This is a genomic window from Kitasatospora cineracea (assembly GCF_003751605.1).
In the GTDB taxonomy this organism is placed as follows: domain Bacteria; phylum Actinomycetota; class Actinomycetes; order Streptomycetales; family Streptomycetaceae; genus Kitasatospora; species Kitasatospora cineracea.
This window is the reverse complement of sequence record NZ_RJVJ01000001.1, coordinates 5,129,669-5,153,347: the sequence shown is the minus strand read 5'-3', so window position 1 is coordinate 5,153,347 and position 23,679 is coordinate 5,129,669. Positions and strand designations below refer to the sequence as shown.

12 protein-coding genes are annotated in these 23,679 nt (G+C 75.2%); 4 read left to right on the top strand and 8 right to left on the bottom strand.

The window, feature by feature from the left end; genetic code table 11:
* Positions 1-281 precede the first annotated feature (281 nt).
* Positions 282-1,085 carry a DeoR/GlpR family DNA-binding transcription regulator gene (locus EDD39_RS23305; protein ID WP_123558961.1) on the bottom strand — a complete coding sequence of 268 codons (804 nt, stop codon included), beginning with the start codon at positions 1,083-1,085 and terminating at the stop codon, positions 282-284.
* A 308-nt stretch (positions 1,086-1,393) separates the two neighbouring features.
* Between EDD39_RS23305 and EDD39_RS23300 the strand changes: the two genes are divergently transcribed.
* On the top strand, positions 1,394-3,541 hold the full coding sequence (locus tag EDD39_RS23300; RefSeq protein WP_123558959.1) for an NPCBM/NEW2 domain-containing protein: 2,148 nt from the start codon (positions 1,394-1,396) through the stop codon (positions 3,539-3,541).
* 902 nt (positions 3,542-4,443) lie between these two features.
* Here EDD39_RS23300 and EDD39_RS23295 read toward each other — a convergent pair.
* On the bottom strand, positions 4,444-6,900 hold the full coding sequence (locus tag EDD39_RS23295) for an RICIN domain-containing protein (RefSeq protein WP_244256956.1): 2,457 nt from the start codon (positions 6,898-6,900) through the stop codon (positions 4,444-4,446).
* A gap of 252 nt (positions 6,901-7,152) precedes the next feature.
* On the opposite strand from EDD39_RS23295, the gene EDD39_RS23290 reads away from it, so the two are divergent.
* Positions 7,153-7,707, top strand: coding sequence for an ATP-binding protein (locus tag EDD39_RS23290; RefSeq protein ID WP_123558957.1), 555 nt, complete (start codon positions 7,153-7,155; stop codon positions 7,705-7,707).
* A gap of 29 nt (positions 7,708-7,736) precedes the next feature.
* On the opposite strand, the gene EDD39_RS23285 is transcribed toward EDD39_RS23290, so the two are convergent.
* Both EDD39_RS23285 and EDD39_RS23280 read right to left on the bottom strand, forming a co-directional pair.
* Positions 7,737-10,577 (bottom strand): helix-turn-helix transcriptional regulator, encoded by a 2,841-nt coding sequence (locus tag EDD39_RS23285; protein ID WP_123560785.1) that lies wholly within the window; start codon positions 10,575-10,577, stop codon positions 7,737-7,739.
* Between the two features lie 121 nt (positions 10,578-10,698).
* Entirely contained in the window at positions 10,699-11,286 is a 588-nt protein-coding gene (locus tag EDD39_RS23280) for an ATP-binding protein (RefSeq protein ID WP_162870095.1), read from the bottom strand.
* A gap of 209 nt (positions 11,287-11,495) precedes the next feature.
* On the opposite strand from EDD39_RS23280, the gene EDD39_RS23275 reads away from it, so the two are divergent.
* Positions 11,496-12,695 (top strand): galactokinase, encoded by a 1,200-nt coding sequence (locus EDD39_RS23275; protein WP_123558953.1) that lies wholly within the window; start codon positions 11,496-11,498, stop codon positions 12,693-12,695.
* A 149-nt stretch (positions 12,696-12,844) separates the two neighbouring features.
* On the opposite strand, the gene EDD39_RS23270 is transcribed toward EDD39_RS23275, so the two are convergent.
* The 4 genes from EDD39_RS23270 to EDD39_RS23255 all read right to left on the bottom strand — a co-directional run bounded on the left by EDD39_RS23270 (position 12,845) and on the right by EDD39_RS23255 (position 19,648).
* A complete protein-coding gene (locus EDD39_RS23270; RefSeq protein ID WP_123558951.1) occupies positions 12,845-13,618 on the bottom strand; it encodes a carbonic anhydrase in 774 nt (257 codons plus the stop codon).
* Positions 13,619-13,880: 262 nt separating this feature from the next.
* Positions 13,881-14,414, bottom strand: coding sequence for a UTRA domain-containing protein (locus tag EDD39_RS23265; protein ID WP_162870094.1), 534 nt, complete (start codon positions 14,412-14,414; stop codon positions 13,881-13,883).
* A 121-nt stretch (positions 14,415-14,535) separates the two neighbouring features.
* Positions 14,536-15,249 (bottom strand): GntR family transcriptional regulator, encoded by a 714-nt coding sequence (locus EDD39_RS23260; protein WP_162870093.1) that lies wholly within the window; start codon positions 15,247-15,249, stop codon positions 14,536-14,538.
* Between the two features lie 106 nt (positions 15,250-15,355).
* A complete protein-coding gene (locus EDD39_RS23255; RefSeq protein ID WP_123558945.1) occupies positions 15,356-19,648 on the bottom strand; it encodes an Ig-like domain-containing protein in 4,293 nt (1,430 codons plus the stop codon).
* Between the two features lie 440 nt (positions 19,649-20,088).
* Between EDD39_RS23255 and EDD39_RS23250 the strand changes: the two genes are divergently transcribed.
* The gene (locus EDD39_RS23250; protein WP_148089501.1) at positions 20,089-23,658 is read left to right on the top strand and encodes an RICIN domain-containing protein; all 3,570 of its coding nucleotides are present in this window, start codon (positions 20,089-20,091) and stop codon (positions 23,656-23,658) included.
* Positions 23,659-23,679 lie beyond the last annotated feature (21 nt).

Sequence of the window (23,679 nt, the reverse complement as noted above, 5' to 3'; positions counted from 1 at the left end):
ACCCCGCCTCGTCGCTGGATCGCACTTTGTTTCACACGATCGACCGCAATAGAACATCGAAATGAACATGCACGTCAAAGGATTCCGGAGAGGTGGCCGGATCGAGACCTCGCCGTGATCTCTGAGAGATCGGCGGTCCGCCCGGTGCGCAACACCCGCACCGGTCCACCGGTCCACCGGCCTGACCTGGCGTCATGCACCGGGCAGAGGCAGCGCGGAGAGCACGGCGCCGGTCAGGCCGGGCCGTAGAGCGGGACACCGGGTCGGAACGGGCCGTCAGGTCAGGCCGCGGGGTCCTCGGCCACCACGAGCTCGCCGACCTGGCCCTCCAGCAGCTCCCGGGCCCGGTCGGGCAGTCCGGCGTCGGTGACGTAGCAGTCGACCTCGTCGAGGCGGGCGAAGCCGCTCAGCCCGACCACGCCCCACTTGCTGTGGTCGGCGACCACGGCCAGTCGCGAGGCGGCGGTGATCAGCGCCCGGTTGGTCTGCGCCTCGGCCATGTTGGGCGTGGTCAGCCCGGCCCGCTCGCTGACCCCGTGCACCCCGAGGATCAGCAGGTCGACGTGGACGGAGGCGAGCATCCGGTCCGCGACCGGGCCCACCAGCGCGGCGGAGCGGGTGGGCGTTCCGCCGGTGAGCACCAGCACCGGAGCACCGGCCCGGCGGTAGGACGCCTCCTCCAGCACCCGGGCCACCGCCAGCGAGTTGGTGACCACCGTCAGGTCGGGCACCTCCAGCAGCCGGGAAGCCACGGCGTGCGTGGTCGTCCCGCCGGAGAGCGCGACAACGCTGCCCGGGCGCACCAGCGCTGCGGCCGCGGCCGCGATGGCGGCCTTCGCGGCCGACTCCAGACCGGCCTTCGCCTCGAACCCGGGCTCCCGGCCGCGGACTCCGGCCGGCACCGCCCCGCCGTGCACCTTCTCCAGCACGCCCTCACGGGCCAGCGCGTCCAGATCTCGCCGCACGGTCATCCCGGAGACGCCCAGTTCGGCGGCCAGGTCGACCACCCGGACCGCGCCGTCCCGCTTCGCCGATTGCACGATCAGCGCCCGGCGCTGCGGCGCGAGCATCCCCTGGTCCGCCATGGTCCCGCCTCCTCCGCCGCGCCCGGTTGGTCGGCAGCAGCGTACCCCGGCGCTGACCTGCGGCAACGGCCTCCCACAACGCCCCGCCGGATGCACAAATATGAACATCCTCCGGGATAGGAAGCCTTTGGCGATCCGGCCGAAAGAGCCGACGGTTTTGCCCGGAATCGCGGGGATTTCTAGCCCTGCGGCCGAGAAGCTCGCTGTGCGCGATCCCTTGACATCAGCCCGTCGCGCCGCTGTCATGTGTGTGCTTTCGTTCACTTCAGTTCATTTGTGTGTAACAGTCTCAGCCGCTGGAGGCCCGCATGGCACGCTTTCCGCACAGACTCGCACCACGCTTCACCGCCTCGCTGGGCTCACTGGCCCTGCTGTTCGGCGGCGGCGCGCTCGCCACCCTCGGGGTCACGGCCGCCGGAGTGGCCGCCGCCCCGCCCGCCGCGGCCCTGCAGAACACGCTGGCCCGCACCCCGCAGATGGGCTTCAACAACTGGAACTCGACCCACTGCCGGGCCGAGTTCAACGAGGACATGGTCAAGGGCATCGCCGACCTGTTCGTCAGTAAGGGCCTGAAGGACGCGGGCTACACCTACGTCAACCTGGACGACTGCTGGGCGCTGCCGCAGCGCGACGCCTCCGGCAACCTGGTGCCCGACCCGGTGCGCTTCCCGCACGGCATCAAGGCGGTCGCCGACTACGTCCACTCCAAGGGCCTCAAGTTCGGCCTGTACTCCAGCGCCGGTACCAAGACCTGCGACACCAAGGGCTTCCCCGGCGGCCTGGGGCACGAGCAGCAGGACGCGAACCTGTGGGCGTCCTGGGGCGTCGACTACCTCAAGTACGACAACTGCAACAACCAGGACGTCGACGCCCAGCAGCGCTACAGGGCGATGGGCGACGCGCTGAAGAACACCGGGCGCGACATCCTCTACTCGATCTGCGAGTGGGGTTCCAGCCAGCCGCAGACCTGGGCCCGGGACGTGGGCAACTCCTGGCGCACCACCGGTGACATATCCGACTCCTGGAACAGCATGCTCGGCATCGCGCACGCCAACCAGGCCCTCGCCCCGTACGCCCAGCCCGGCGCCTGGAACGACCCGGACATGCTGGAGGTCGGCAACGGCGGGATGACCGACACCGAGTACCGCACCCACTTCAGCCTGTGGGCCGAGATGGCCTCTCCCCTGCTGATCGGCTCGGACCTGCGCACCGCCACCCCGGCGACCATGGAGATCCTCACCAACAAGGACGTCATCGCCGTCGACCAGGACCCGCTGGGCCGGCAGGGCACGGTGATCTCCTCCGCGGGCGGCCTGGTCGTGATGAGCAAGCCGCTCGCCGACGGCTCGCGCGCCATCACGCTGACCAACGAGACCGACACCGCGCAGACCATCGCCACCACCGCGCAGACCGCCGGGATCGGCGGCGCCCGCTCGTACACCCTCAAGGACCTGTGGACGCACCGCTCCACCACCGTCCGCGACGGCGCGGTCTCCGCGCAGGTGCCCCCGCACGGCACCGCGATGTTCCGCCTCACTCCCAGCGAGGCCACCGACCTGCCGGCCGGCGCCTACCAGCTCTCCGACCTGGCCTGGAGCAAGGCGCAGAACGCCACCGGCCCGGTCGAGCGGGACCACAGCAACGGCGGCGGCGCCTCCGGTGACGGCCGCACCCTCTCGCTGAACGGCACCACCTACCCGAAGGGCCTGGGCACCAGCACCGGCTCCGACCTCACCTACTACCTCGGCCGCACCTGCAAGAACCTGACGGTGAGCGTCGGCGTCGACGACGAGACCGCGGTCGGCGACGACAGTGCGGCCACCTTCCGGATCTACCGCGACAGCACCGTGGTCGCCGACAGCGGTCCGCGCACCGCCGGGCAGGGCCCGCTGAAGCTGAGCGCCGACCTGACCGGCGGCGAGAACCTGCGCCTGACCGCCACCTCCCCCGGTTCCGCGCACCACGTCCACGCCGACTGGGCGGACGCCCGCCTGGCCTGCGGCGACGGCCCGAAGGCCGGCGAGCACGCGCTGTCCGACCTGGCCTGGAGCAGCAGCACCAACGCCTGGGGCCCGGTCGAGAAGGACACCAGCAACGGCGAGTACGCCGCCGGTGACGGCCACCCGATCAGCATCGGCGGCACGGCCTACACCAAGGGCCTGGGCGTGCACGCCCCCTCCACCGTCACCTACTACCTGGGCGGCACCTGCACCTCGCTGACCACCGACGTGGGCGTGGACGACGAGGTCGGCCGGCACGGCACCGTCGACTTCACCGTCCTGGCCGACGGCGTGGCGGTCGCCCACAGCGGCACCGCGATCGGCGGCGACGCCCCGGTGCACCTGACCGCCCCGCTCACCGGCGCCCACGAGCTGACCCTCCAGGTCACCGACGCGGGCGACGGCAACACCTACGACCACGCGGACTGGGCGAACCCCGTCCTCACCTGCGCCTGATCCCCGCACGACCCACCGGTGCGCCCGGTGGACGCGTCACCACGCGTCCACCGGGCGCACCGTCGCGTTCCGGCCCGTCCCGCCGTCCGGGATGTCCGTCCGGAGCGACCCGCTCCTCCGCTCCTGACGGACATCCCGTCGACTGCGCCCGGGCGGTGAACATCCCGGTGGACGCGCCGTCTTCAACACCCGTGTCCCACTCCGGCCGCACGGCTCCGGGGCTCCGGTACGAACCGGCCGCCGTCCTCATCGCGGGTGCGAGGGCCCCGGTACCGGCCGGGCGGCCGTGACCTCATCGCCGCAGCCGTTCGTGCCGTCCGAGTTGTGCCTGCGCCATCCCGGGCTGCTGGACCGGCCGCACCCGTCCGTCGGCAGCAACCGCAGCAACGGCGAACTCGCCGGCGGCAGGCCCGTCGACGGGAACCGCGTTGCGGGCGCCGTCCTCGACGCCGGCGCCGGGTCCGCGTCCCGGGCCCGGCGCCCGAAGGTGGATGAAGTCGCGCCACGCGCCGCCGCCCCCGGCCGAGGACTCGGCCGGGGGCGGTCTGCGTCCCGTCCGCGTCCTGGCAGGTCGACTGGCCGGGGCTTGGACGGCGCGGTGCGGCGCACCCGGGCCCTCGGCCGGGGTGCGCCGCGCGGGCACCGGGCCGGCTGTCCCTCACAGCCGGCCGGCCCGGTGCCCTGCCGCCCGGGGGTTCCACGGCCCGGGCGGCCTTCGGCCCCGGATGCAGCGGGGCCGGTCCGGCCCCGAGTGCGGCGGGGCCGGGCGACCGCGGCGTTCCGTTCCGAGCCCGGACACCCGGGGGTGTCCGGCGGACGCGCGCGGTCGCTCGTGGTGCCGGTGCCACGGTCGGCCGTGACCCTCATCAGGCCGTGCGGCCCGGCACCCGTTCGGGGGTTCCTCAGTTCACCGCGACCAGCTTCCAGCGCTGGTTGGCGCCGCCGTTGCGATACCACTGCAGGGCCTGGGCGCCGTCCTGGGCGGAGCCGCCGGAGATGTCGAGGACGTGTCCGGTGGCGCGGGCCTCGATGACGTACGTGCCGCCGTCGGACGGGGTGAGCAGCCACTGCTGGTTCGTTCCGCCGTCGCCGGTCCACAGGTCGAGCGGGGTGCCGGGCAGCGCGGTGCGGCCGGGCACGTCGAGCACCTTGCCCGCGGCGGCGCCGGTGATCGTCCAGAAGCCGTCGGCGGTGGGGGCGAGCTTCCACTGCTGGTTGGTGCCGCCGTCGTCGGACCACTGGACGACGGGGGTGCCGTCGGCGGTGCCGCCGCCGGCCGCGTCGAGGAGCTTGCCGCTGGCGGCGTTGACCAGGCGGTAGGTGCCCGGCTGGACGGCGACGGGGGTGCCGGGGGCGACGAACAGGTTGGCGTACTGGGCGGCGTGGTAGCCGTCGGTGCCCAGGCCGACCAGGCCGCCGCCGAGCGCGGTGTCGGTGGCGGTGCCCACCTGGGTGCCGTCGATCGCGGCGGTCAGGGTGCTGCCCTGGAAGCCGAGCGCGAGGCGGTGCCAGGTGCCGGTGCCGGGCGCGTGGACGCTGCCGCGGGCCAGGACGGTGGTGTTCCAGGCGGTGTCGGTGCGCACCAGTTGCCAGGCGCCGGTGTCGGCCAGGCTCAGCCGGTAGGCGTCCAGGCCGCCGTTGTTGCGGCCCTGGCTGCCGGCCCGGCCGAGGATCTCGGCGCTGCCGGCCTGTTCCAGCAGGACGTCCGCGGAGACGGTGTAGTTCGACCAGGACAGGTCGCCGAGCAGCGCGTAGGGCCGGGGGTCCTTCTCGTCGGTCCACCGGATCGGCTGGGCGGGGGCGTTCTGGCGCAGGCAGGTGCCGGCCCGGCCGCCCGCGCAGGGGGCTTCCTGGAAGGCGCCGTTCATCGTGGCGAGGTAGCGGGCCTCCCGCCCGGCGGGGTGGGCGAGCGCGTCGGTGTAGGGCAGCGGCAGCGGAGCGCGGTCGGGGCCGGCGGCGGTGCCGGGGGCCTGCCCGGTGGTGGTGGTGAAGGTGTAGACGCGGCCGGGCTGGAGGGTGGCGGTGTAGGTGCCGTCGACGGGGGTGAGGTCGGCGGCGCGGGCCATCCGGGGTTCGGCGGCGTTCAGGTCGGTGGTCCACACGTGCAGGGCGCCGCCGGGCAGGGTGCCGGTGGGGTGCAGGGTGAGGGTCTGGGGGGCTCCGGCGCCGGTGGTCTCCACGACGGTGGACCAGGCGGTGCGGTCGGGGGCGGCCAGGGTGACGTAGCTGCCGTTGGCGCGGTCGCCGCCGAGGTAGCCGGAGGCGGGGTCGAGGTACTGCCAGCCGGGGGCGGTGAACTGGGTGGTCTGGGCGGTGACCCAGGCGCTGCGGCCGACCTGGTAGGCGCCGGACCAGGGCTGGTCGGCGGTGACCAGGCCGTCGGTGTGGAAGTACAGGTTCGGGTAGAGCGCGGCGACGACCGGCCAGTTGACGAACGCGGTCATCTTCCCGTCGAGGTAGCCGCGGTTGATCGCCCGGGCCATCGCGACGGCGCCGCTCTCGGTGTCCTGGGAGCCGTTCTCGCTGGCCCACAGCGGCTTGCCGAGCGCCTGGGCGTCGGGGCTGCTGGGGCAGGTGTCCGCGGCGGACAGGTAGCCGCAGGGGTAGTGCACGCCGACCACGTCGACGGCCCGGTTCAGGGCGGCGTCGGAGCGCATCGCCCCGGCCAGGTCCCAGCCGAAGGAGTCCGCGCCGACGACCTTGACCGAGGCGTAGCCGTGCGCGTTCAGCGCGGCGCGCAGCTTGCCGTACCAGGCGGCGTCGTAGCCGCGCTCGTTCCAGCCGCCGAGGTAGTCGATGGTCAGGTGGTGCTTTCCGGCGCAGTCGAGCCAGGTGAGCAGGTAGTCGACCATGTCCTGGGACCAGAAGTTGCCGTTGCCGATCCAGCCGGGCGCGCCCCAGGAGAGCGCGGCCAGCTTGACCTGCGGGTTGCGGGCCCTGGCCTGTTCCATCAGCCACCACTCGTAGCCGGCCGAGCAGTCCACGCTGCCGCGGGCGTGCTCGATGCTGGCCTCGGCGCCGTCGGTGGAGTTGGTGTCGCCGCCGACCTCGACCTTGAGCAGTTGCAGGGCGGCGCCGTAGCCGGGCTTGAACAGGTAGTCGAGGACCTGGGAGCGCTCGGGCTCCGGGTAGTCGGCGAGCAGCCGGGAGTTGCCGCCGCCGCCGCTGATCGCGCCGACGCCGTCGAAGGTCCGGCCGGGGCCGGCCGGGTCGACGGTGACCGCGGTGGGCGGCGGGGCGGTGGCGGCGCGGGCGGTGGGGGCCGGGACGAGGGCGAGGACGGCCAGCAGCAGCGCCGTGAGCAGGGCGGCGGGGGCGGTGGCGGCCGAGCGGTTTGCGGGGGCGGATCGGGGTGGCACAGGGAACCTCCGTGTTCACCTATGTTCCATCGACGGTTCAATCGGGTGGCAATTGAACAGAAGCGAACACTAGGAGGCTTGGCCCGGGTTGGTCAATCCGTCCGGCGGGACGGGAACGGGCCTACCGGGCAGCGGGAGCCGGGCCCGGGTGGGGATTTTCTGGGTACCCCAAAACCGCGGGCCCGTATGGTTCCGCCCGCCGCAGGGCCCGACCCTGGATCCGGGATGCCTTTCTCACCTCGGGAGATTCCTGTGAACACGACCGGAGCGGGCCGCACGGCCACCCTCACGTCCGGCCCGTGGCGCACACCCGCCGCCACCGCGCCCGCCCTGCACACCGCGTCCCACCCGCCCGCACCCGTCCTCTACCGGGTCCCGGTTGGAGCGGCGGGGCCCGGCATGGTGCTCTCCCCGGATGCCGTCACCGGCGGGGAGCTCGCCAACTGGGTCACCGGCCACCTGGCCCGGTGGCGGCTCGAACGGCTCGCCACCGGCCTGCGGATGGTCGCCCGCGAACTGGCCCGCAACGCGCTGGAGCACGGAGCCGCCCCCGCCCGGGCCACCCTGGTCCGCCGGCCCGACGGCCGGGTGCGGGTGGCCGTCACCGACGCCGGGCCCGGCTTCGACCCCGCCCCGCTGCGCTCCCGGTGGGACGCCCGGCGTCCGGACGACCCGGGCGGCGGCCTGGCCCTGGTCGCCGCGGTCAGCACCGACTGGGGCGTCGACCGGCTGCTGCTGGGCCACCGAGTGTGGGCCGACCTCGCCCCGGACTCGCCCGGCCGGGCGCTGCTGCGGCTGGTGCCCTGAACGGGGCCGCGTCCCGGGCCGGGCCGGGCTCAGGACGCGGCCCGCAGCGCCGCCGCGACCGCCTCCCGGGTGGTGGCGAGCTTCTTGAGCACGTTCGCCACGTGGTGCTCGACCGTGCGGGGCGAGAGCACCAGCGCGGTGGCGATCTCCTGGTTGGTCGCCCGGCGGGCCAGCAGCTCCGCCACTTCCCGTTCCCGCGGCGAGAGCCGGCTCCCGTAGCCGCGCCGGCCGGGCGAGGACTTCGGGCGCAGGCCGCGTTCCTGGCCGAGCGCCCGGGCCCGGGCCAGGTCGGCGGTCGCCCCGAGCCCCGCGTAGGCGGCGGCGGCGAAGGCCAGCGCAGCCGCGGCCGCCACCCGGTCCGCCCCGGCCAGGGCCCGCGCCTCGGCCTCCGCGGCCCGGGCCGTCTCGTAGGGCCGCCCGATCTCCTGCCAGGCCAGCCGGGCGGCGTGGTGCTCGGCGGCCGCGCGCCGCGGCGCGTCGGCCTCGGCCAACAGGCCGCGCGCGGTGTGCAGTTCGGCCGCCGCGGCGGGGGCGTCGCGCCCGTCGAGGGCGGCCGTGACCTCGGCGGTCAGCTCCTCGGCGGCCGCCCGCTCCCCGCAGGCCAGCGCGGCGGCGACCCCCGCCGGCACCAACCCGCCGGCGCGCATCCAGTGTCCCGCCTGCCGGACGGCGGCGAGCGCCGCCCGGGCGCTCTCCCACGCCTCGCGGTGTTCGCCCCGAGCCGCCCGAACCGCGACGGCCCCTGCGGCGGTGCGCCCGCTCAGACCGCCCATCAGCCGCTCGGAGGTGGTCACGGCGGCCTGGTCGAAGACGTCCACCGCCTGGGCGCTCAGCCCTCGGGCCAGGGCCAGGGTGCCGGAGGCGATCGTCCGTTCGGCGGCGACGACCAGGCTGTCGGGGTGCGCGGCAGCCAGCGCCTCGAAGCGTTCGGGCAGGCCCTCCCAGCGGCCGGCGAGCACCTCCAGCCGCAGCAGGGTCACCTCGGCGTGCAGTTCCACGGCCGGGAAGGAGGTGCGGCGGGCCAGCTCCAGCGCCTCGGCGACCAGGGCGGCGGCCCGGCGGTCGTGGCCGTAGTCGAGAACGTTCTCGCCGACGTTGTACAGGGCCCGCGCGGTCTGCCGCACCACGCCCGGGTCCGGGTCCCCCCGGGGGATCCGGTCGAGCTCCTCCCACGGCACGGGGCGGCCGACGGTCACCGCCAGGGTCAGCCGGGTCGCCCGGACGTCCGCGGCGAGCGGCCGGTCGTTGCTCCCCCGGACGGCCCGCTCGGCCCGCTCGATCCACCGCTCCGCCGACTCCGGCCCCTGTCGTTCGTCGAAGACCAGCGCGAGCATGGCCGGCACCGCGGCGACCGTGTCCGGGCCGATCTCCTCGACCGCGCGGGCGAGTTCGGCCATGCCCTCGCGGTCGGCTGCCTGATTGAGCAGCAGTGACCCCAGGCCGGTGCGGATCTCGCCACGGACGGCGGGCGGCAGCTGCCGGTCGGCCAGGATGGCGCGCAGCGCGACCGCGTTGGCGTAGAAGTCGACGCCCTGAGCGGCGATCGGCGCGAGGGAGCGGGCGGCGCGGGCCCGGGCCTCGGAGTCGAGGCCCGGCTCGGCGAGCAGCTGGCGCAGCAGCGCGGCGGCGGTACCGGTGTCGCCGAGCGCGAGGGCCTGGTGCACGGCGGCCTCGGTGCTGCGCTGCCAGTGCGGCCGGTCACCGAGCGCCCGGGCGTGGTGGGCGATCTGCACCAGCGGGGGCGGGTCCAGTTCGGCCAGTACCCGCAGCGCCTGCCGGTGCAGCCGTCGCCGGACCGGCCCGGGCGTGCGTTCGTAGACCGCCTGCCGGGCCAGCACGTGCCGGAAGGCGTAGCGGTCCGGTCCGTACTCGCGCAGCACCGAGGCGTGCAGGGCCTCGACCAGTCCGGCTGCACCGCGTTCCTCGTCGAGCCCGGCGACCGCGCCGATCACCGCCTCGGCGGACGGGGCGGCCAGCGCCGCGGCGGCCTCGGCCACCGCCGCCGCGTCGGCGGGCAGCCGCAGCAGCCGCTCCGCAACCGCCTCGCGCAGGCTGCGCGGGACGTCCGCCTCGCGCAGCCGGGCCGCGTCGTCCGCCCGGCCCGGTTGCGCGAGCAGGGTGAGCAGGTCCTCCTCGACCACCAGCGGCAGTCCTTCGCCGCGCCGGTGCAGGGCGGCCACCAGGTCGGAGGTGGCGCGCTCGCCCAGCACGGAGCGGGTGAGGTCGCGCACGTCGGACTCGGCGAGCCGGTCCAGCGACAGCACCAGCGCCCCGGTCCCGGGCTGCCGCAGCAGGGCGGTGCCGAGCGCCGGAACACCGCCGGGGTGATCCTCGGGACGCTGGGTGAGCACCAGGGACAGGCCGTCGGGCAGGTCCCGGGCCAGCAGGAGCAGCAGGTCGCGGGTCCCGTCGTCGATCCAGTGCACGTCCTCGACGACCAGGACGGCCGGGCCGAGCGCGGCCAGGAACTCCCGGACGGCGTGCAGCAGGTGCAGACGGCGAGACTTCGGACCGCCCTCGGGCGCGGCGGGGCCGCCGTCGAGCAGCAGGGAGGCGAGGGCCGGAGCCGGGGGCGGCAGGCCGGCGGGCAGCCCGGGCAGGGCGCGGCGCACGGCGTCCACCACCGGGCCGTAGGGCAGCGGTTCGCGCAGCGGGTGGCAGGCGCCGATCAGCACCCGCCGCCCGTCCTCGCCCAGCTGCGCGGCGGCCTCCCGGACCAGCCGGGACTTGCCGATCCCGGCCTCGCCCTCGACGATCACCACGCCCGGCGGGTGGGCGGCGGCCGTCCGCAGCCGCCGCTGCTCCGCATCCCGGCCGACGAACCGGAAACCCCTGCTCCCGGCCCCGGACCGCCCCGGTTCACCGTTCAAGCCGCCCACCTGCCCGCCTCTCGCCCCGGCGCCCCGCTCCCCTGCCAGGCTAGATCGCGCCGGAGCCGCGCACCGCCCGGCGCGAGGGGGCCGGCCCGGCCCACCGGAGCGGCCGGAGGGCTCAGGCGGCCCGGGGCAGGGCGGGCAGCGCGGCGCTCTCCGGCAGCGGCGGGCGGGCGGGGGCCTGCGTTCCGGGTGCGGCGACCACCGGCGATGCCGTGGCGGTCTGCGGGCAGGAGGGCGCGGCGGGCCACGGCGCCGGGGTGGTGTCCGCGCCGGTGCGGAGCAGCGGCAGCGCGGCGCTCACCCGGGTGCCGTCGAAGGTCGGGCGGACCGAGAAGCGCACCGTGTACGCCCGGACCAGCTGGAGTCCCCGCCCGCCGCAGGCCAGCCCGTCGGCGCGGCGCCGGGCGGACTGCCACCGGCCGGAGTCGCCCACGGTCACGGTCAGCGCGAACGCGTCGGCGGTCAGCAGCAGCCGGACGTCCGGGCTGCCGCTGTGCCGCACGGCGTTGCCGACCAGTTCGCTGACCACCAGGGCCAGCCCGTAGTCGTCGCACTCGAGGCCCCAGCGGGCCGCCGTGGCGCGGGCGAAGGCGCGCAGGGCGGGGACGGCGGCGTCGGTGGCCGCCATCACGCAGCAGGCGGTGCGCCGGGCGGCCCCGCGCGGGGTCGGCGACTGGGGCGGAGTGGTGAGGGTGGGCTGCATCGGATTCTCCCGGATGTCCCGAGCGGGTTCGGCCTCCCCCCGCTCTCCACGGTCCGTAGCGGCGACCGCCGGGGCAATGGGGGCGGGGTTTTCCGGGGGTACCCAGAGAACCCGGCGGTCCGTCCGACCGGTCCTGCTGGAGCACCCCTTGTGGGCGTTCATTCTTGTTGAGTATTGTTCAATAAAGCGCGGAGGCGTTGTTTCCGGCTGTGAACCTCTCCTCGGCCGTGCTCCTGGAGGACACCATGCACCCCACCGGAGCGGGCGGGCCGCCGACCCCTTTCCTCCGCGACGACCTGTTCGCCCGCCGGCCGCCCGCCGGCCTGTGGTCCGCCCCCGCCCGGGTCGGCCTGCTCGGGGAGCCCACCGGCCACAACGGCGGCTTCGCCCTGCGGATCGCCCTGCCGCAGAACGTGCGGGCCGCCGTCCGGCCGCACGCGGACGGGGTGCTGCGGGTGCACAACGCCCGGTACGGCGGCACCGTCATCCTCCGGATCGCCAAGCTCCGGCCCGACCACGCGCACGGCCCGGCCCGGCACGTCGCCGCCCTCGTCCACGCGCTGCGCGGCTCGGGCTGCCCCGTCGAGGGCGCCGACGTCTCCCTCGACGGGGACCTGCCCGCCGGGCCCGGCCCGATGCCCTCCGGCGCCCTCTGCTCCGCGCTGGCCCTCGCCTTCAACGACCTGTACGGCCTCGGCCTGGACCGGACCCGGCTGGCCCGCCTCGCCCAGTACGCCGCGCACGGCTCCGGCCGGGACCCCGACGAGAGCGTCGACCGGCTCGCCGCGTTCGCCTTCGCCCCCGGCCACGCCCTGCTGCTGGACACCCGGCGCGGCACCACCCGGCCGCTCCCGCTCGCCCCGGCCGCGGCCGGCCTGCAGCTACTGGTCGTGGAGGTCCGGGCCGCCGCCGACGGCTCCGACGGCGTCCAGGCCCGGTGGCGGGCGACCTCCGGGCGGGCCGCCCAGCTGCTCGGGCTGCCCGCCCTGCGCGACCTCGCCCCGGGGCGGCTGCCCGCCGCACTGGGCGAACTGCCGCCGCGGCTGCGCGGGCCCGTGCACCACGCGGTGACCGAGAACACCCGCGTGCTGCAGGCCGCCGCGCTGCTGGACGAGGGCCGCCCGGCCGCGCTCGGCCCGCTGCTGACCGGCTCCCACTACTCGTTGCGCGACCACTGCGGCATCTCCCGGCCCGAGGCCACCCTGGCCGTCGAGGCCGCCCTTGAGGCCGGCGCCCTCGGCGCCCGCCTCGCCGACCACGGCACCGGCGGGAAGGTGGTCGTGCTGACCCCGGGCGTCCTGGCCCGCTCGGTCACCAGCCGCCTCCGGCAGTCCTTCGCCAGGGCCGGCCACCCCGCGCCGCGGATCACCACCGGCACCCCGGCCGCCGGAGCCCGCCGGCTCCACTGACCGGCGGGGCCCGGACGGACGGCGGCCCGTCTGGGTCCTGCCGGCCGTCCGACCCGGCGGCGCCGACCACGGACGGCCCCACGCCGCCAGTACCCGGGCCATCCATCCCGGGTACCGGGGCGGGCAGCATCGCTCCCGGGCCGCCGCGCTCACAGCCAGCTGACCGACCCGTCGTCGAGGCTGTAGTAGGCGCCGGCGATCCGGAGTCCGCCGCACTCGACGAGCGGGCGCAGCGCGGCGTCCCGGCCGAGGCGGGCGACCGTGCGGCGGATGTGGGCACGGACTGTCAGGTCGACGGTCTCCGCCTGGTCGCGGCCCGGGGTGTAGGACGGGCGCAGCGCCTTGACGATGTCCGGCAGGTGGGCGGGCAGTTGGGTGCCGTGCTCGATCGCCTCCACGGCCGCGGTCACCGCCCCGCAGCGCTGGTGCCCCAGCACCACGACGGCCGGGGTGGCGAGTTCGAGCGGGCCGTACTCGACGCTGGCCTCGACCAGTTCGTCCAGGGTGTGGGCCGCGGTCCGCAGCACGAAGAGGTCGCCGAGCCCCTGGTCGAAGACCAGCTCGGGGGGTACTCGGGAGTCGATGCAGGAGAAGACCGCCGCGAACGGGTGCTGCCCGGTGCTGACTTCGTGCAGCCACTGCACGGACTGGTCGGGGTGCTTGGGCATCCCCGCCACCCAGCGGGCATTGCCCTCCCGGAGCCGGTCGAGCGCCTCCGACGGCGCGACGGGGGCAGCAACGTCAGAGGTGGGGGCGTCGGCGGCAGGGCCGGCGGTCGCGGCGCGGGCCCAGTGGGTGCCCAGCAGGGCCAGGCCCGTCCCGGCGGCGGCGACGGTTCCCGTGCGCAGCAGCTGCCGCCGGCTGACGGCTCCGGTGCCGACTCCGGTGCCGGTGCCGTACGCGGAAGGACTGCTTGTTCCCATGGCGGAATCCTCGGGGGTCGGTGGATCGCTGGCCGGCAGGCCCGGCAGTGGACATGTCTAGACTTCCGACCGACCCGCCCGGAGCCGCGGACCGACCCGGGTTTTCGCTCCAACGGATGACCTGCTGGGCCGACCGGCCGTACCGGGAGCGGTCGGTGACGGCCCGTCGGCGGGCACGGGCCGGAAGTTGCCTGGACAGCAGCCTCGGCCGTTCCGGTGAACAGCCGGAACGGCTAAGGACGGCTAAGAGCAGCCCCGGGAGTCAGCCGGTTCCCGTCACCAGGTCGAAGTGGTCCAACCGCATCCAGCGGTCCAGCAGTTCCAGCGGACGGCCGGTCGAACGGTCCCGGTAGAGGCTGAGCGTGCGGGCCAGCGGGGCGTTCGGGGGCAGCCCGGCGACGGGGGCCGGGCCGGTGGTCGGGACGGGCAGCCGGACCAGGCTGCGGACGTGTTCGGGCTCCCGGCCGCAGTGCTCGGCGAGAGCCCGGTGCAGGGACGTTCCGGCCGGGAGGCGTCCGGCCAGCTCCGGGACCAGGTGGGCCGGGAGCACGGACGTCGCGGCGCCGACGGCGGCGCGGCCGAGGAAGTAGGTGCGGCCGATCCGCAGCACCTTGGCGCCCGCGGGCAGGCCGAGGGCCTCCGCCTCGTCGGGTTCGGCGGCCGCGGTCAGGGCCGGGCGGAAGGCGGTGCGGGCGCGGCGGCCGGCGCGGTGCGCGCTCTCGGCGACGGACCACTGTTCGGCGGGGGTCAGCCGGATCTCGATCCGGGCGTCGCGGTGCTTCGGTCTCCAGAACACTGGAATGTCCTTCACGGGGTCCTCCGGTGCGGCCGTCGAACCGCGCGGGCCCGGTCGGTGCCGGGCGGCCGGGGCGGTGACGGGTGCTCGGGCGGCGGGTCCCGTGAAGGTCGGAGCCGGGTTACTGCACCTCGACGATCACGTCGAAGTAGTCGGGCCGGAGCCACTGGTCGACGACTTCCACGTACCGTCCGGAGTTCCGGTCGACGATCCGGGCACCCATCCGGACGAGCGGCGGGCGTCCGCGCAGCGCGAGTCTGCGGGCCTCTTCGGGCGGGGGCGGCATCATCCGCACCTGGCTCCAGCCCAGGGCCGGTTCGATGCCGTAGGTGTCCTTCATGACGGCGTGCAGGGAGGTGCCGGCAGCCAGGGCGTCCTCCAGGCCGGGCAGCAGGTCGCCGGCGAGCAGGGACTGCCCCACCACGGCCGGCACGCCCTGCACGTGGCGGGTGCGCCGCAGCACGAGCACCGGCGCGCCCAGCGGCACGCCGAGCACGTGGCTGTCGGCGGTTCCGGCCGCGCGGCGCTCCGGCGGTTCGGCCGTGGTGGTGGTCTCGACTCCGAGCCGGGCCATCGCCTCGGTGAAGGAGACCGGGTAGGCCGCGCCGATCCGGTACTCGATCCGGCGCACGGTGTAGGCGCCCGAGCCGCGCACCCGGCGGATGAGCCAGCGCCGTTCCAGTTCGTCCACGGCGGCCCGCGCGGTCAGCCGGTTCACGCCGAACCGGCGGGCCAGGTCGTGCTCGCCGGGCAGCGTGGTGCCCGGCGAGCAGTCGGCGAACTCCCCGGCGATCAGGTCGCTGAGCGCAAGGTACGTCGGAAGGGAACTCGGCACGGGGACCTCGCCGTCCTGGGTCGCTTTTTCGCGGACCACCCTAGGTTCTCCGGGTGCTCCGCCGGCCCGGGACCGGCCGCGACTCGCCGGGCCGGGCTCGAACGGCTCACCTGTGCCTCGACGCCTTGACGAGGATCACCGCGCCCGTGAGCAGCATGGCGAGGGCCGCCAGCAGGAAGGGCACCGGGTCCCGCGTGCCGGTGGCAGCGATCTGGCTGCCGGGCCGGCTGCTGACCGCCGGGGCGGGCGGGGACGACGGCGCGGGCGGGGCGGACGGAGTCGCCGGCGCGGACGGGCCGGGCGAGGCCGGCGGGGCGGGCGTCTCGGTGATCCGGATCGTCACGGTGCTGCCGGTGCGGGCCCCGCCGGTGGTGGCGACGGTGTAGGAGACCGGTCCGGCCGTCCCGTGGAACCCGGCCGCCGGGGTGAAGGTCAGCGTGCCGTCGGGACCGGCGCGGTAGGTGCCCTGGCCGGGCACGGTGAGCGTCCGTCCGTCGTCGGCGAGTTGGGCGCCCGCGGGTGCGCCGTCCAGGGTCAGGCGCAGCGTGGCGGGGTCGAAGCGCGCGCCCGAGCCGGGGTCGGCGTCCGCGAGCGGGTGCACGGTCACCGGCGTGCCCTCGGGTCCGGTCGCGGTCGCCGGCCGGGCGGTCGGCGGGGTCCCGACCGTGACCTCCAGGGCCGCGCCGGCCGCCGCACCGTCGCGGTCGCGGACGGTGTAGCGGACGGGCGGGGTCGGGCCCTGGAAGCCGGCCGCGGGGGTGAAGCGCACCTGCCCGTCGGCGGTGGTCTCGAAGGTGCCCGTCCCGGACAGTTCGAGCCGTTTCCCGTCGGCCGCGACCACCGCCCCGGCGGGCTGCCCGTCGGCGGGGAACGCCAGCGTGGCGGGGTCGAGGGAGGTCGCCGGGTCGGTGGTGTCGTTGCCGAGCACCGGCGCGGTCACCGGGGTGCCGTACGTGGTGGCGGCCTGGTCGTCCACCGCGTGCGGGGCCGAACCGACAGTGACGGCAAGGGTGTTGGTGCCCGCACCGCCGTCCCTGTCGAGCACCCGGTAGGTGACGGGGGTGGCCGGGCCGGTGAAGCCGTCGGCCGGGGTGAAGACGACGCTGCCGTCGGGCCGGATCGCGTAGCCGCCCTCGCCGGGAACGGTCAGGGTCTTCCCGTCGTCGGAGACGGCGGAGCCCGGCGGCTGCCCGGCAGCCGGGAAGGTCTCGGTGGCCGGGTCGAGGGAGGTCGCCGGGTCGGAGCTGTCGTTGGCCAGCACCGGGACGGTCACCGGGTGCCCGTGGGGGGTGGTGGCTGTGTCCGGCGCGGTGGCGGGCGGGGTGTCGACGTGCACGGTGAGTTCGGCGTCGGCCGTGGAGCCGTTGCCGTCGGCCACCCGGTAGGTCGCCCGGGCGTCGCCGGTGAAGCCGGGCTCGGGCGTGAACGTGACCTTCCCCGTCGCGGTGTCCACGCTGAACACGCCCTGTCCGGGCCGGGTCAGCGACGTGACGGGCTGCCCCGCGTCGTCCAGCAGCCGTAGGCTGGACGGGACGACCGACGGTCCGTCAGGACCCGCCGTGTCGTTGGCCGCCGGGTCCAGCACGGCCGGGTGTCCCTGCGCGGTGGTGGCCCGGTCCGGGGTGGCCACCGGGTGGATCGGGGTGACGGTCGGCGTCATGGTCGAGCCGAACGGCACCCCGTCGGCGTCCTGCGCGGTGTAGGCCACCGGCGCGGCCTGCCCCGTGAACGCGGGCAGCGGCGTGAAGACGACCTTCCCGGTCGTGGTGTCCGCCCGCCACACCCCCTGTCCCGGGACGGTCAGTTCGGTCACCGCCGCGCCCGTCGCCGGGTCGGTCAGCCGCACGCTCGCCGGGTCCGGTGCGCTGCCCAGGCCGCCCGCGGTGTCGTTGGCCAGCGGGGTGAACTCGACCGGGTGCCCCTGCGTGGCCGTCCCCTGATCGGGGCGGGCGGTCGGGGGCGTGGCGACGGTGACGGCGGCGGTGGAGCGGGCGGTGTTCCCGTCGGTGTCGCTGACCTGGTAGGGGACTTGGGCGGTGCCGGAGAAACCTTCCTCCGGGGTGAAGCGCACCCGGCCGGTGGCCGGGTCGGTGTCCCAGCGGCCCTGGCCGGGGACGGTCAGGGTGGTGACCGGGTTCCCGGCGGGGTCCAGCAGGCGGACGGTGGCGGGGTCGAACGGGGCGCCGGGGGTGTCGTTGGCCAACACGTCGAGGGTGGCGGGCCGGCTGTGCGGGACGGTGGCGGTGTCCGGGTTCGCGGTGGGGGCGGGGCGAACGGTGGCCGTCAGGGTGGCGGTGGCGGTGCCGCCGGTGGTGGTGGCGACGGTGTAGGGGACGGGGGTGGCCTGGCCGTGGAAGTCCGGGTCGGGGGTGAAGGTGACGGTGGCGGTGGCCGGGTCGAGGTCCCAGCGGCCCTGGCCGGGGACGGTGACGGTAGTGGCGGGCCGCCCGGTGGCGGGGTCGGTGAGCCGGAGGGTGGCGGGGTCGAAGGCGGTTCCGGGCGGGCCGGAGTCGTCGTTGGCCAGTGGCCGGAAGGTGAGCGGCCGGCCGTGCGGCCCGCTGGCGGTGTCGTCGGCGGCGGTCGGCGGCGGCGGGGGCTGCACGGTGACGGTGGCCCGGGCCCGGACGGGGCGGCCGAAGGTGGAGGTGGCCTGGTACTCGACCGGGGTGGCGGTGCCGGTGAAGGTGGGCAGCGGGACGAACCGGATCGCGCCGGTGGCCGGGTCCGCGGTGTAGGTGCCCTGGCCGGGGACGGTCAGGGTGGTGACGGGCTGTCCGGTGGCGGGGTCGACGAGCCGGACCGAGGCGGGGTCGAAGCCGCCGCCGGGCGCCCCGGAGTCGTCGTTGGCGACCGGGTCGAGGGTGACGGGCGTGTTGTAGGGGGTGGTGGCGGTGTCGTCGGCGCCGGTCGGATCGGGCGGGCCGACGGCCACGGCGACGGCGGCGCTCGCGGTGGCGCCGTTGGTGTCCGCGACCTGGTAGCGCACGGGTACGGCGGGGCCGACCAGTTCGGGAGCGGGCGCGAAGGCGACCTGCCCGCTCTGCGGGTCGACGGTGTAGACGCCCTGCCCGGGGACGGTGAGCGTCTTGCCGCCGTCGGAGACGTCGGCGCCCGGCGGCTGCCCGTCGGGGGTGAAGACCACCGAGGCCGGCACCAGCGGGTAGGCGGGGTCGCCCGCGCTGTCGGCCCGGAGCACGTCGACGGTGACGGGGGTGTGGTACGGGGTGGTGGCGGTGCTGTCGGCGGCCCGCGGGTCGGAGACGGTCAGGGTGACGGTGTCGGGGGGCTGGAGGTTGCCGGTGATGTTGTCGGGGCCGTTGCTGATCACGCCGGTCCGGGTGGCGGACACCACCTGGAGGTCGATCGTGCAGGTGGCCTGGTTGTTCTTCAGCTCTCCGCCGTCCAGACCGATCCGGCCGCTGCCCGGGGTCGCCACGGGGGTGCCGCCGCAGGTGTTGTGCACCTCGGCCGGGTCGGCGACGACCAGGCCGGGGGCCAGGTCGTCGGTGAAGGAGAGGTCCGGTTTGGCGGCGAGCTCACTGGTGTTGGTGACGGTGAACCGCACCGTCGCGGGCTGTCCGAGCCGGACGCCGGTCGCGGGCAGGAACTCCTTGTCGAGCTTCGGGGTGGCCTGCTGCAGGGTCAGGTCGTCGATCGCCCCGTCGTTGCCCTTGGCGCTGCCGTTCTCGTTGCGCAGACGCAGCCGCACCTGGCCGCTGCCGTTCCAGCGCATGGCCCGCGGGCTCTGGATGGTGCCGACCTTGACCCCGAGCACGTTGTTCCCGTAGTCGCAGGCCCGGATGCCCTTCGCCAGGACGGTCTCGGCGCCCGTCGCCACGTCCACCAGGGAGAAGGTGTACAGCGGGCTCGACACGGCGCAGTTGGCGGCCGCGTAGCGCACGTAGGCGGTGTACCAGCCGCCCGTGACCACGTCGATCGGGGGCGACTGCAGTTCGACGGCGCCGCTCGGGCCGTTGGCGCTGGTGTAGGCGGCCAGGGCGTGGTTGGCCCGGTTCCCGCCGCCGAGGGCGGCGGCCAGGGTGCCGAGCTTGCCGAGGCCCTGGCAACTGCCGGTTCCGGCCGGGTCGGTGTAGGCGCCCTGGTCGTTGCCGCCGACCACGATGCCGTTGCAGGCACCCGCCGTCCGCCAGTACGCGTCGGCGTAGAGGTCCGGGTCGTACGTGCCGAGCATCTGGACTCCGCCGGGACCCTCGAACTTCTCCTGGTAGACGACCGTGGGCGGCAGCGCGGCCCGGGCCGAACGGCCGTGCGCCGAAAAGGTGTCGGGCACGGCGGCCGGTGCCGGGTGGGCACCGTCGGCCAGGCCCAGTTGGGTCACCGACAGTCCGAGCACCGCGGCCTTCAGGACCCAGGACCGCCAGGCGTTCCCGTCGCTCATCTCTCGTTCCCGTTTCTGTCGGACGAATGTCCCTGCCGGGGTTCCGGTGCCCGGCGGGGCGGGGCGGGGCGGGACGGGCCGCGGCACGGCCGGTCGCGCGTACCGCCCCCCACCCCCGGGGATCGCCCCACCCGCCGCTCGGCGGGTGCCGAGCGGCGGTGGAGCCCCACCCGCCTGCGCGCTCCTCGTGCCCGTCTTCACGGGAACGCCGGGCGGGCCGGATTCAAAATAGTCCAACCCAACTGTCTAATATCCCGCCGCCACGCCCGTCGGCCACTCTTCCGGGTCAATCGCGCTGCCCGGGGCACGAATTGGCGCTGCGTCATTCGGGTTGTCCCGCCGTGTCGCCGGACCGGAACGGCGTCCGTCCGGATAGAAGATCCCGGTCGGAACTTCTGTCTAGACAACCCCTTCACCGTCCGACCGACGAGGAGTACCTGATGACCCTTCCAGTCACCTCGCGCAGATCACGCAGGCTGCTGGCGAGCATGATCGTGGCCGGCCTGCTCGGCCCGGCCCCCCTGGTGTTCTCCGCGAGCGCGGCGGCCGCGGCCCCGCCGCCCGGGGACGGGGGCGGGCCGGACCGGCGGGTCCTGCAGTACGCGGACCCCGGCGTGTCCGGCACCACCCGCGACCTCGCGGGGGACCTGGTGGTCGTCCCCGCCCCCGATCCCGGCCCGGAGGCCAGGGCCGGGCAGCCGGAGGCCGGCGACCGGTACTACCTCAAGCCCGCCGCCGGCGGCGAATGGGTCGAACTGCACTTCGACAAGGGCCTGCCGAGCGAGGCGCAGGGCCGGATCGACGCCCAGGTGGCGGCCGACGGCAAGGTCCGCCAGGCCAAGGTCGCGGCACCGGTGCGGAAGGCTCCGACGCCCTCCGCGCACCGCGCCTGGATCGTCAAGATCACCAACCGCGGCGACTACACCTACGACGGCAAACCAGCCACCGACGACGACATCAAGAACGTGGTGGACGACGGCCTCAAGCGCTGGGTCGCCGAGAGCAACGGGTACATCACCTCCTTCGACGTCCAGGGGAAGGTCCTGGAGGCCGAAGCCAGCGGCACCGAGTGCTACGGCGGCGGCAAGCTGTGGTCGCAGGTGGAGGACGAGCTCTTCCCCGACGTCAAGTTCGGCGGCAGCACCGGCAACCACCTGTTCGTCGTCCAGCCCGGCGGGTGCGGCGGCGGGCTGGGCACCGTCGGCTCGCCCTCGATCGGCAACGGCGGCTACGTCTCCTTCGACTACAGCCCGAACAAGAACACCACCACCATCCCGCACGAGCTGGGCCACAACTTCGGCCTCTCCCACGCCCATACCTACACCTGCGTCGGGGATTCCTGCTCCGATGCCTCCTACGGCAACCTGTACACCGCGATGGGAACGTCGCTGGTCACCAGCCCGCCCATCCATCCGGGCTCCTTCGACTCCTTCGACCGCGGCAAGCTCGACATCGCCTCCACCTGTGAGGTGCAGCCGCTGGAGCTGTCCGAGGGCCAGCGCAGCGTGACCCGCACCTACGACCTGTTCGGGCGCGGCAGCGACACCGGCACCCGGGGCGTGAAGGTGGTCGACCCGACCGACGGCACCACCTACCACTTCGACTGGCGCAACGCCCAGGGGCGCGACGCCCAGTCGCAGTACGCCCGGAACAAGAACAACACCCGCCACAGGTACAACCTCGGGGTCACCGTCCAACGGGTCGTCGACTCGGACTACACCCAGCTGCTCACCGACGCGCCCGACAGCGACTCCATCCGGTACGGCCGGCGCGAGGGCCAGACCTGGTCGAAGGGCGGCGTGACCCTGAAGGTCGACCGGACCGGCACCGAGCAGAGCGAGACCGCGAGCGCGCAGATCACCGTCACGCTGACCAATCCCGCCGCGGCGGACGGCCCGGCGCTGCCCGTCCAGCCCGACGGCAGGGCCGAGGTGATCGGCAAGCCCGGCACGGGCGAGACCCTGGGCGTGCAGACCGACGGGTGGGCCGAGGGCACCTGTCACCGCTTCCAGTGGCTCGCCGACGGCCAGGAGGTCCCCGGCGCGCTCGCCCCGACCTTCACCGTGCCGGCCGAACTGGCCGGGAAGGCCATCACGGTGCGGGTCACCGGCCAGCGCACCGGCTACGCGCCGACCACCGTCACCGCCACCACCCCGTCCGGCACCCCGCAGTGGCCCGCGGCGGACTTCGTCCCGGGCATCGCGTACCGGTTCACGGACGCCGCGAGCAAGTTGACCGCCGCCGCGCCCGCCCCGGGCTCGGCCTCCGCCGACCTGGTGCAGCGCCAAACGGCCGGGGACGAGACGCGGTTCGCCGTGCTGCCGGCCGGCGAGGGCACCTACCAGCTGAAGAACGCCGCCACCGGCCGCTGCGCGGACGTCGCGTACGGCTCGACGAGCGAGGGCGGCCGGGTGATCGACTACGCCTGCTCGGCCGGGTCGGAGAACCAGCTCTGGAAGGTCCAGCGGCACCCGCTCGGCGGCATCGCGCTGCGCAACGTCCTGTCGGACATGTGCCTGGTGCCCAAGGACGGATCCACCGCCGACGGAGCGGCCCTGGTCCAGACGCGCTGCCGGCTGGACCGGGCCCAGAGCTGGGACATGGTGCAGACTGTGCCCGCGTCGGAGGACTGGCCGACCGTCGGCAACTGGATCGGCACCGTACCGTACGAGATCCGCAACGCCGGCTCCGGCCTGGACGCCGCCATCCCCGCCGGCACCAAGCCGCCCCAGTACCTGGAACAGCACGCCTCCGACCCGCAGTCGCGGTGGAAGATCGTCGCCAACGCCGGCGGTTACGAGCTCCGCGACCCGGCGAACGAGGAGATCTGCGTGCAGCAGAGCGGCACCCGGATCGGCGAGTGGTACTGCGGCGACAACGTGCCCGCCCGGACCTGGCGGCTCGCGCAGAACCCGGCCGGCGGCATCTCGCTCATCAACCAGGCCACCCGGGACTGCCTCACCGTAAAGGACGACTCGAACGACTCCGGTACCCAACTGGCCGGCGGGCCCTGCGGCGTCGAGGCGCACGACCGGTGGGAGGTGACGGCCTCGGTTCCGCCGGTGGACCAGTGGAAGGCCGAGCCGGCTCCGCTCGGCACCGTCCCCTACACGCTCGGCAACCTCGCCGCGGGCAAGCCCGCCGGGACGCCCGCGGGTGCCCGTGACGCGGACAGCCCGCTGGTGCTCGGCGCCACCGGCAAGGCCGCGCAGTTCCGCCTGGAGCCCAACCCCGACGGCACCGTCCGCATCCGCACCACCGAGGTGGACGGCTGCATGGACCTCTATCGCGGCCGCAGCGGCGACAACGCCGAGATCGGCAGCTACGGCTGCCAGGACAGCGACAACCAGAAGTGGCGGCTGCTCGCCAACCCGGCCGGCGGGACGTCCGTCCGCAGCGTCGACAGCGGCAAGTGCCTGACCACCAAGGACGGCGCGACCACCGACGGCACCACCCTCGCCCAGACCACCTGCGGCCTGGACCCCGTCCAGCGCTGGGACGTCCGGGTGGACGTGCCCGGCATCGACCAGTGGCAGCAGGTCGACTTCGACCCGGCGCGCTCCTACACCCTCAGCGACCTCGCCGCGGGCAAGTTCGCCGGGACGCCGGCCGGCGCCGACTCCACGGACAGCCCGCTGGTGCTCGGCGCCACCGGCAAGGCCGCGCAGTTCCGCCTGGAGCCCAACCCCGACGGCACCGTCCGCATCCGCGCCACCGAAGTGGGCGGCTGCATGGACCTCTACCGCGGCAGCACCTCCGACAACGCCCAGGTCGGCAGCTACTACTGCGGCGACGGCGGCAACCAGAAGTGGCGCGTCCTGGTGAACCCGGCGGGCGGCACCTCCATCCGCAGCGCCTCCAGCGGCAAGTGCCTGACCACCAAGGACGGCGCCGCCACCGACGGCACCCTCCTCGCCCAGAGCTCCTGCGGCCTGGACGGCGTGCAGCGCTGGAAGCTGGACGAGGCCGAGCCCGTGGTCCCCGAGGCCGCGCACCGGCCCACCGCCTGACCACCACCTGATTCCTGCCGC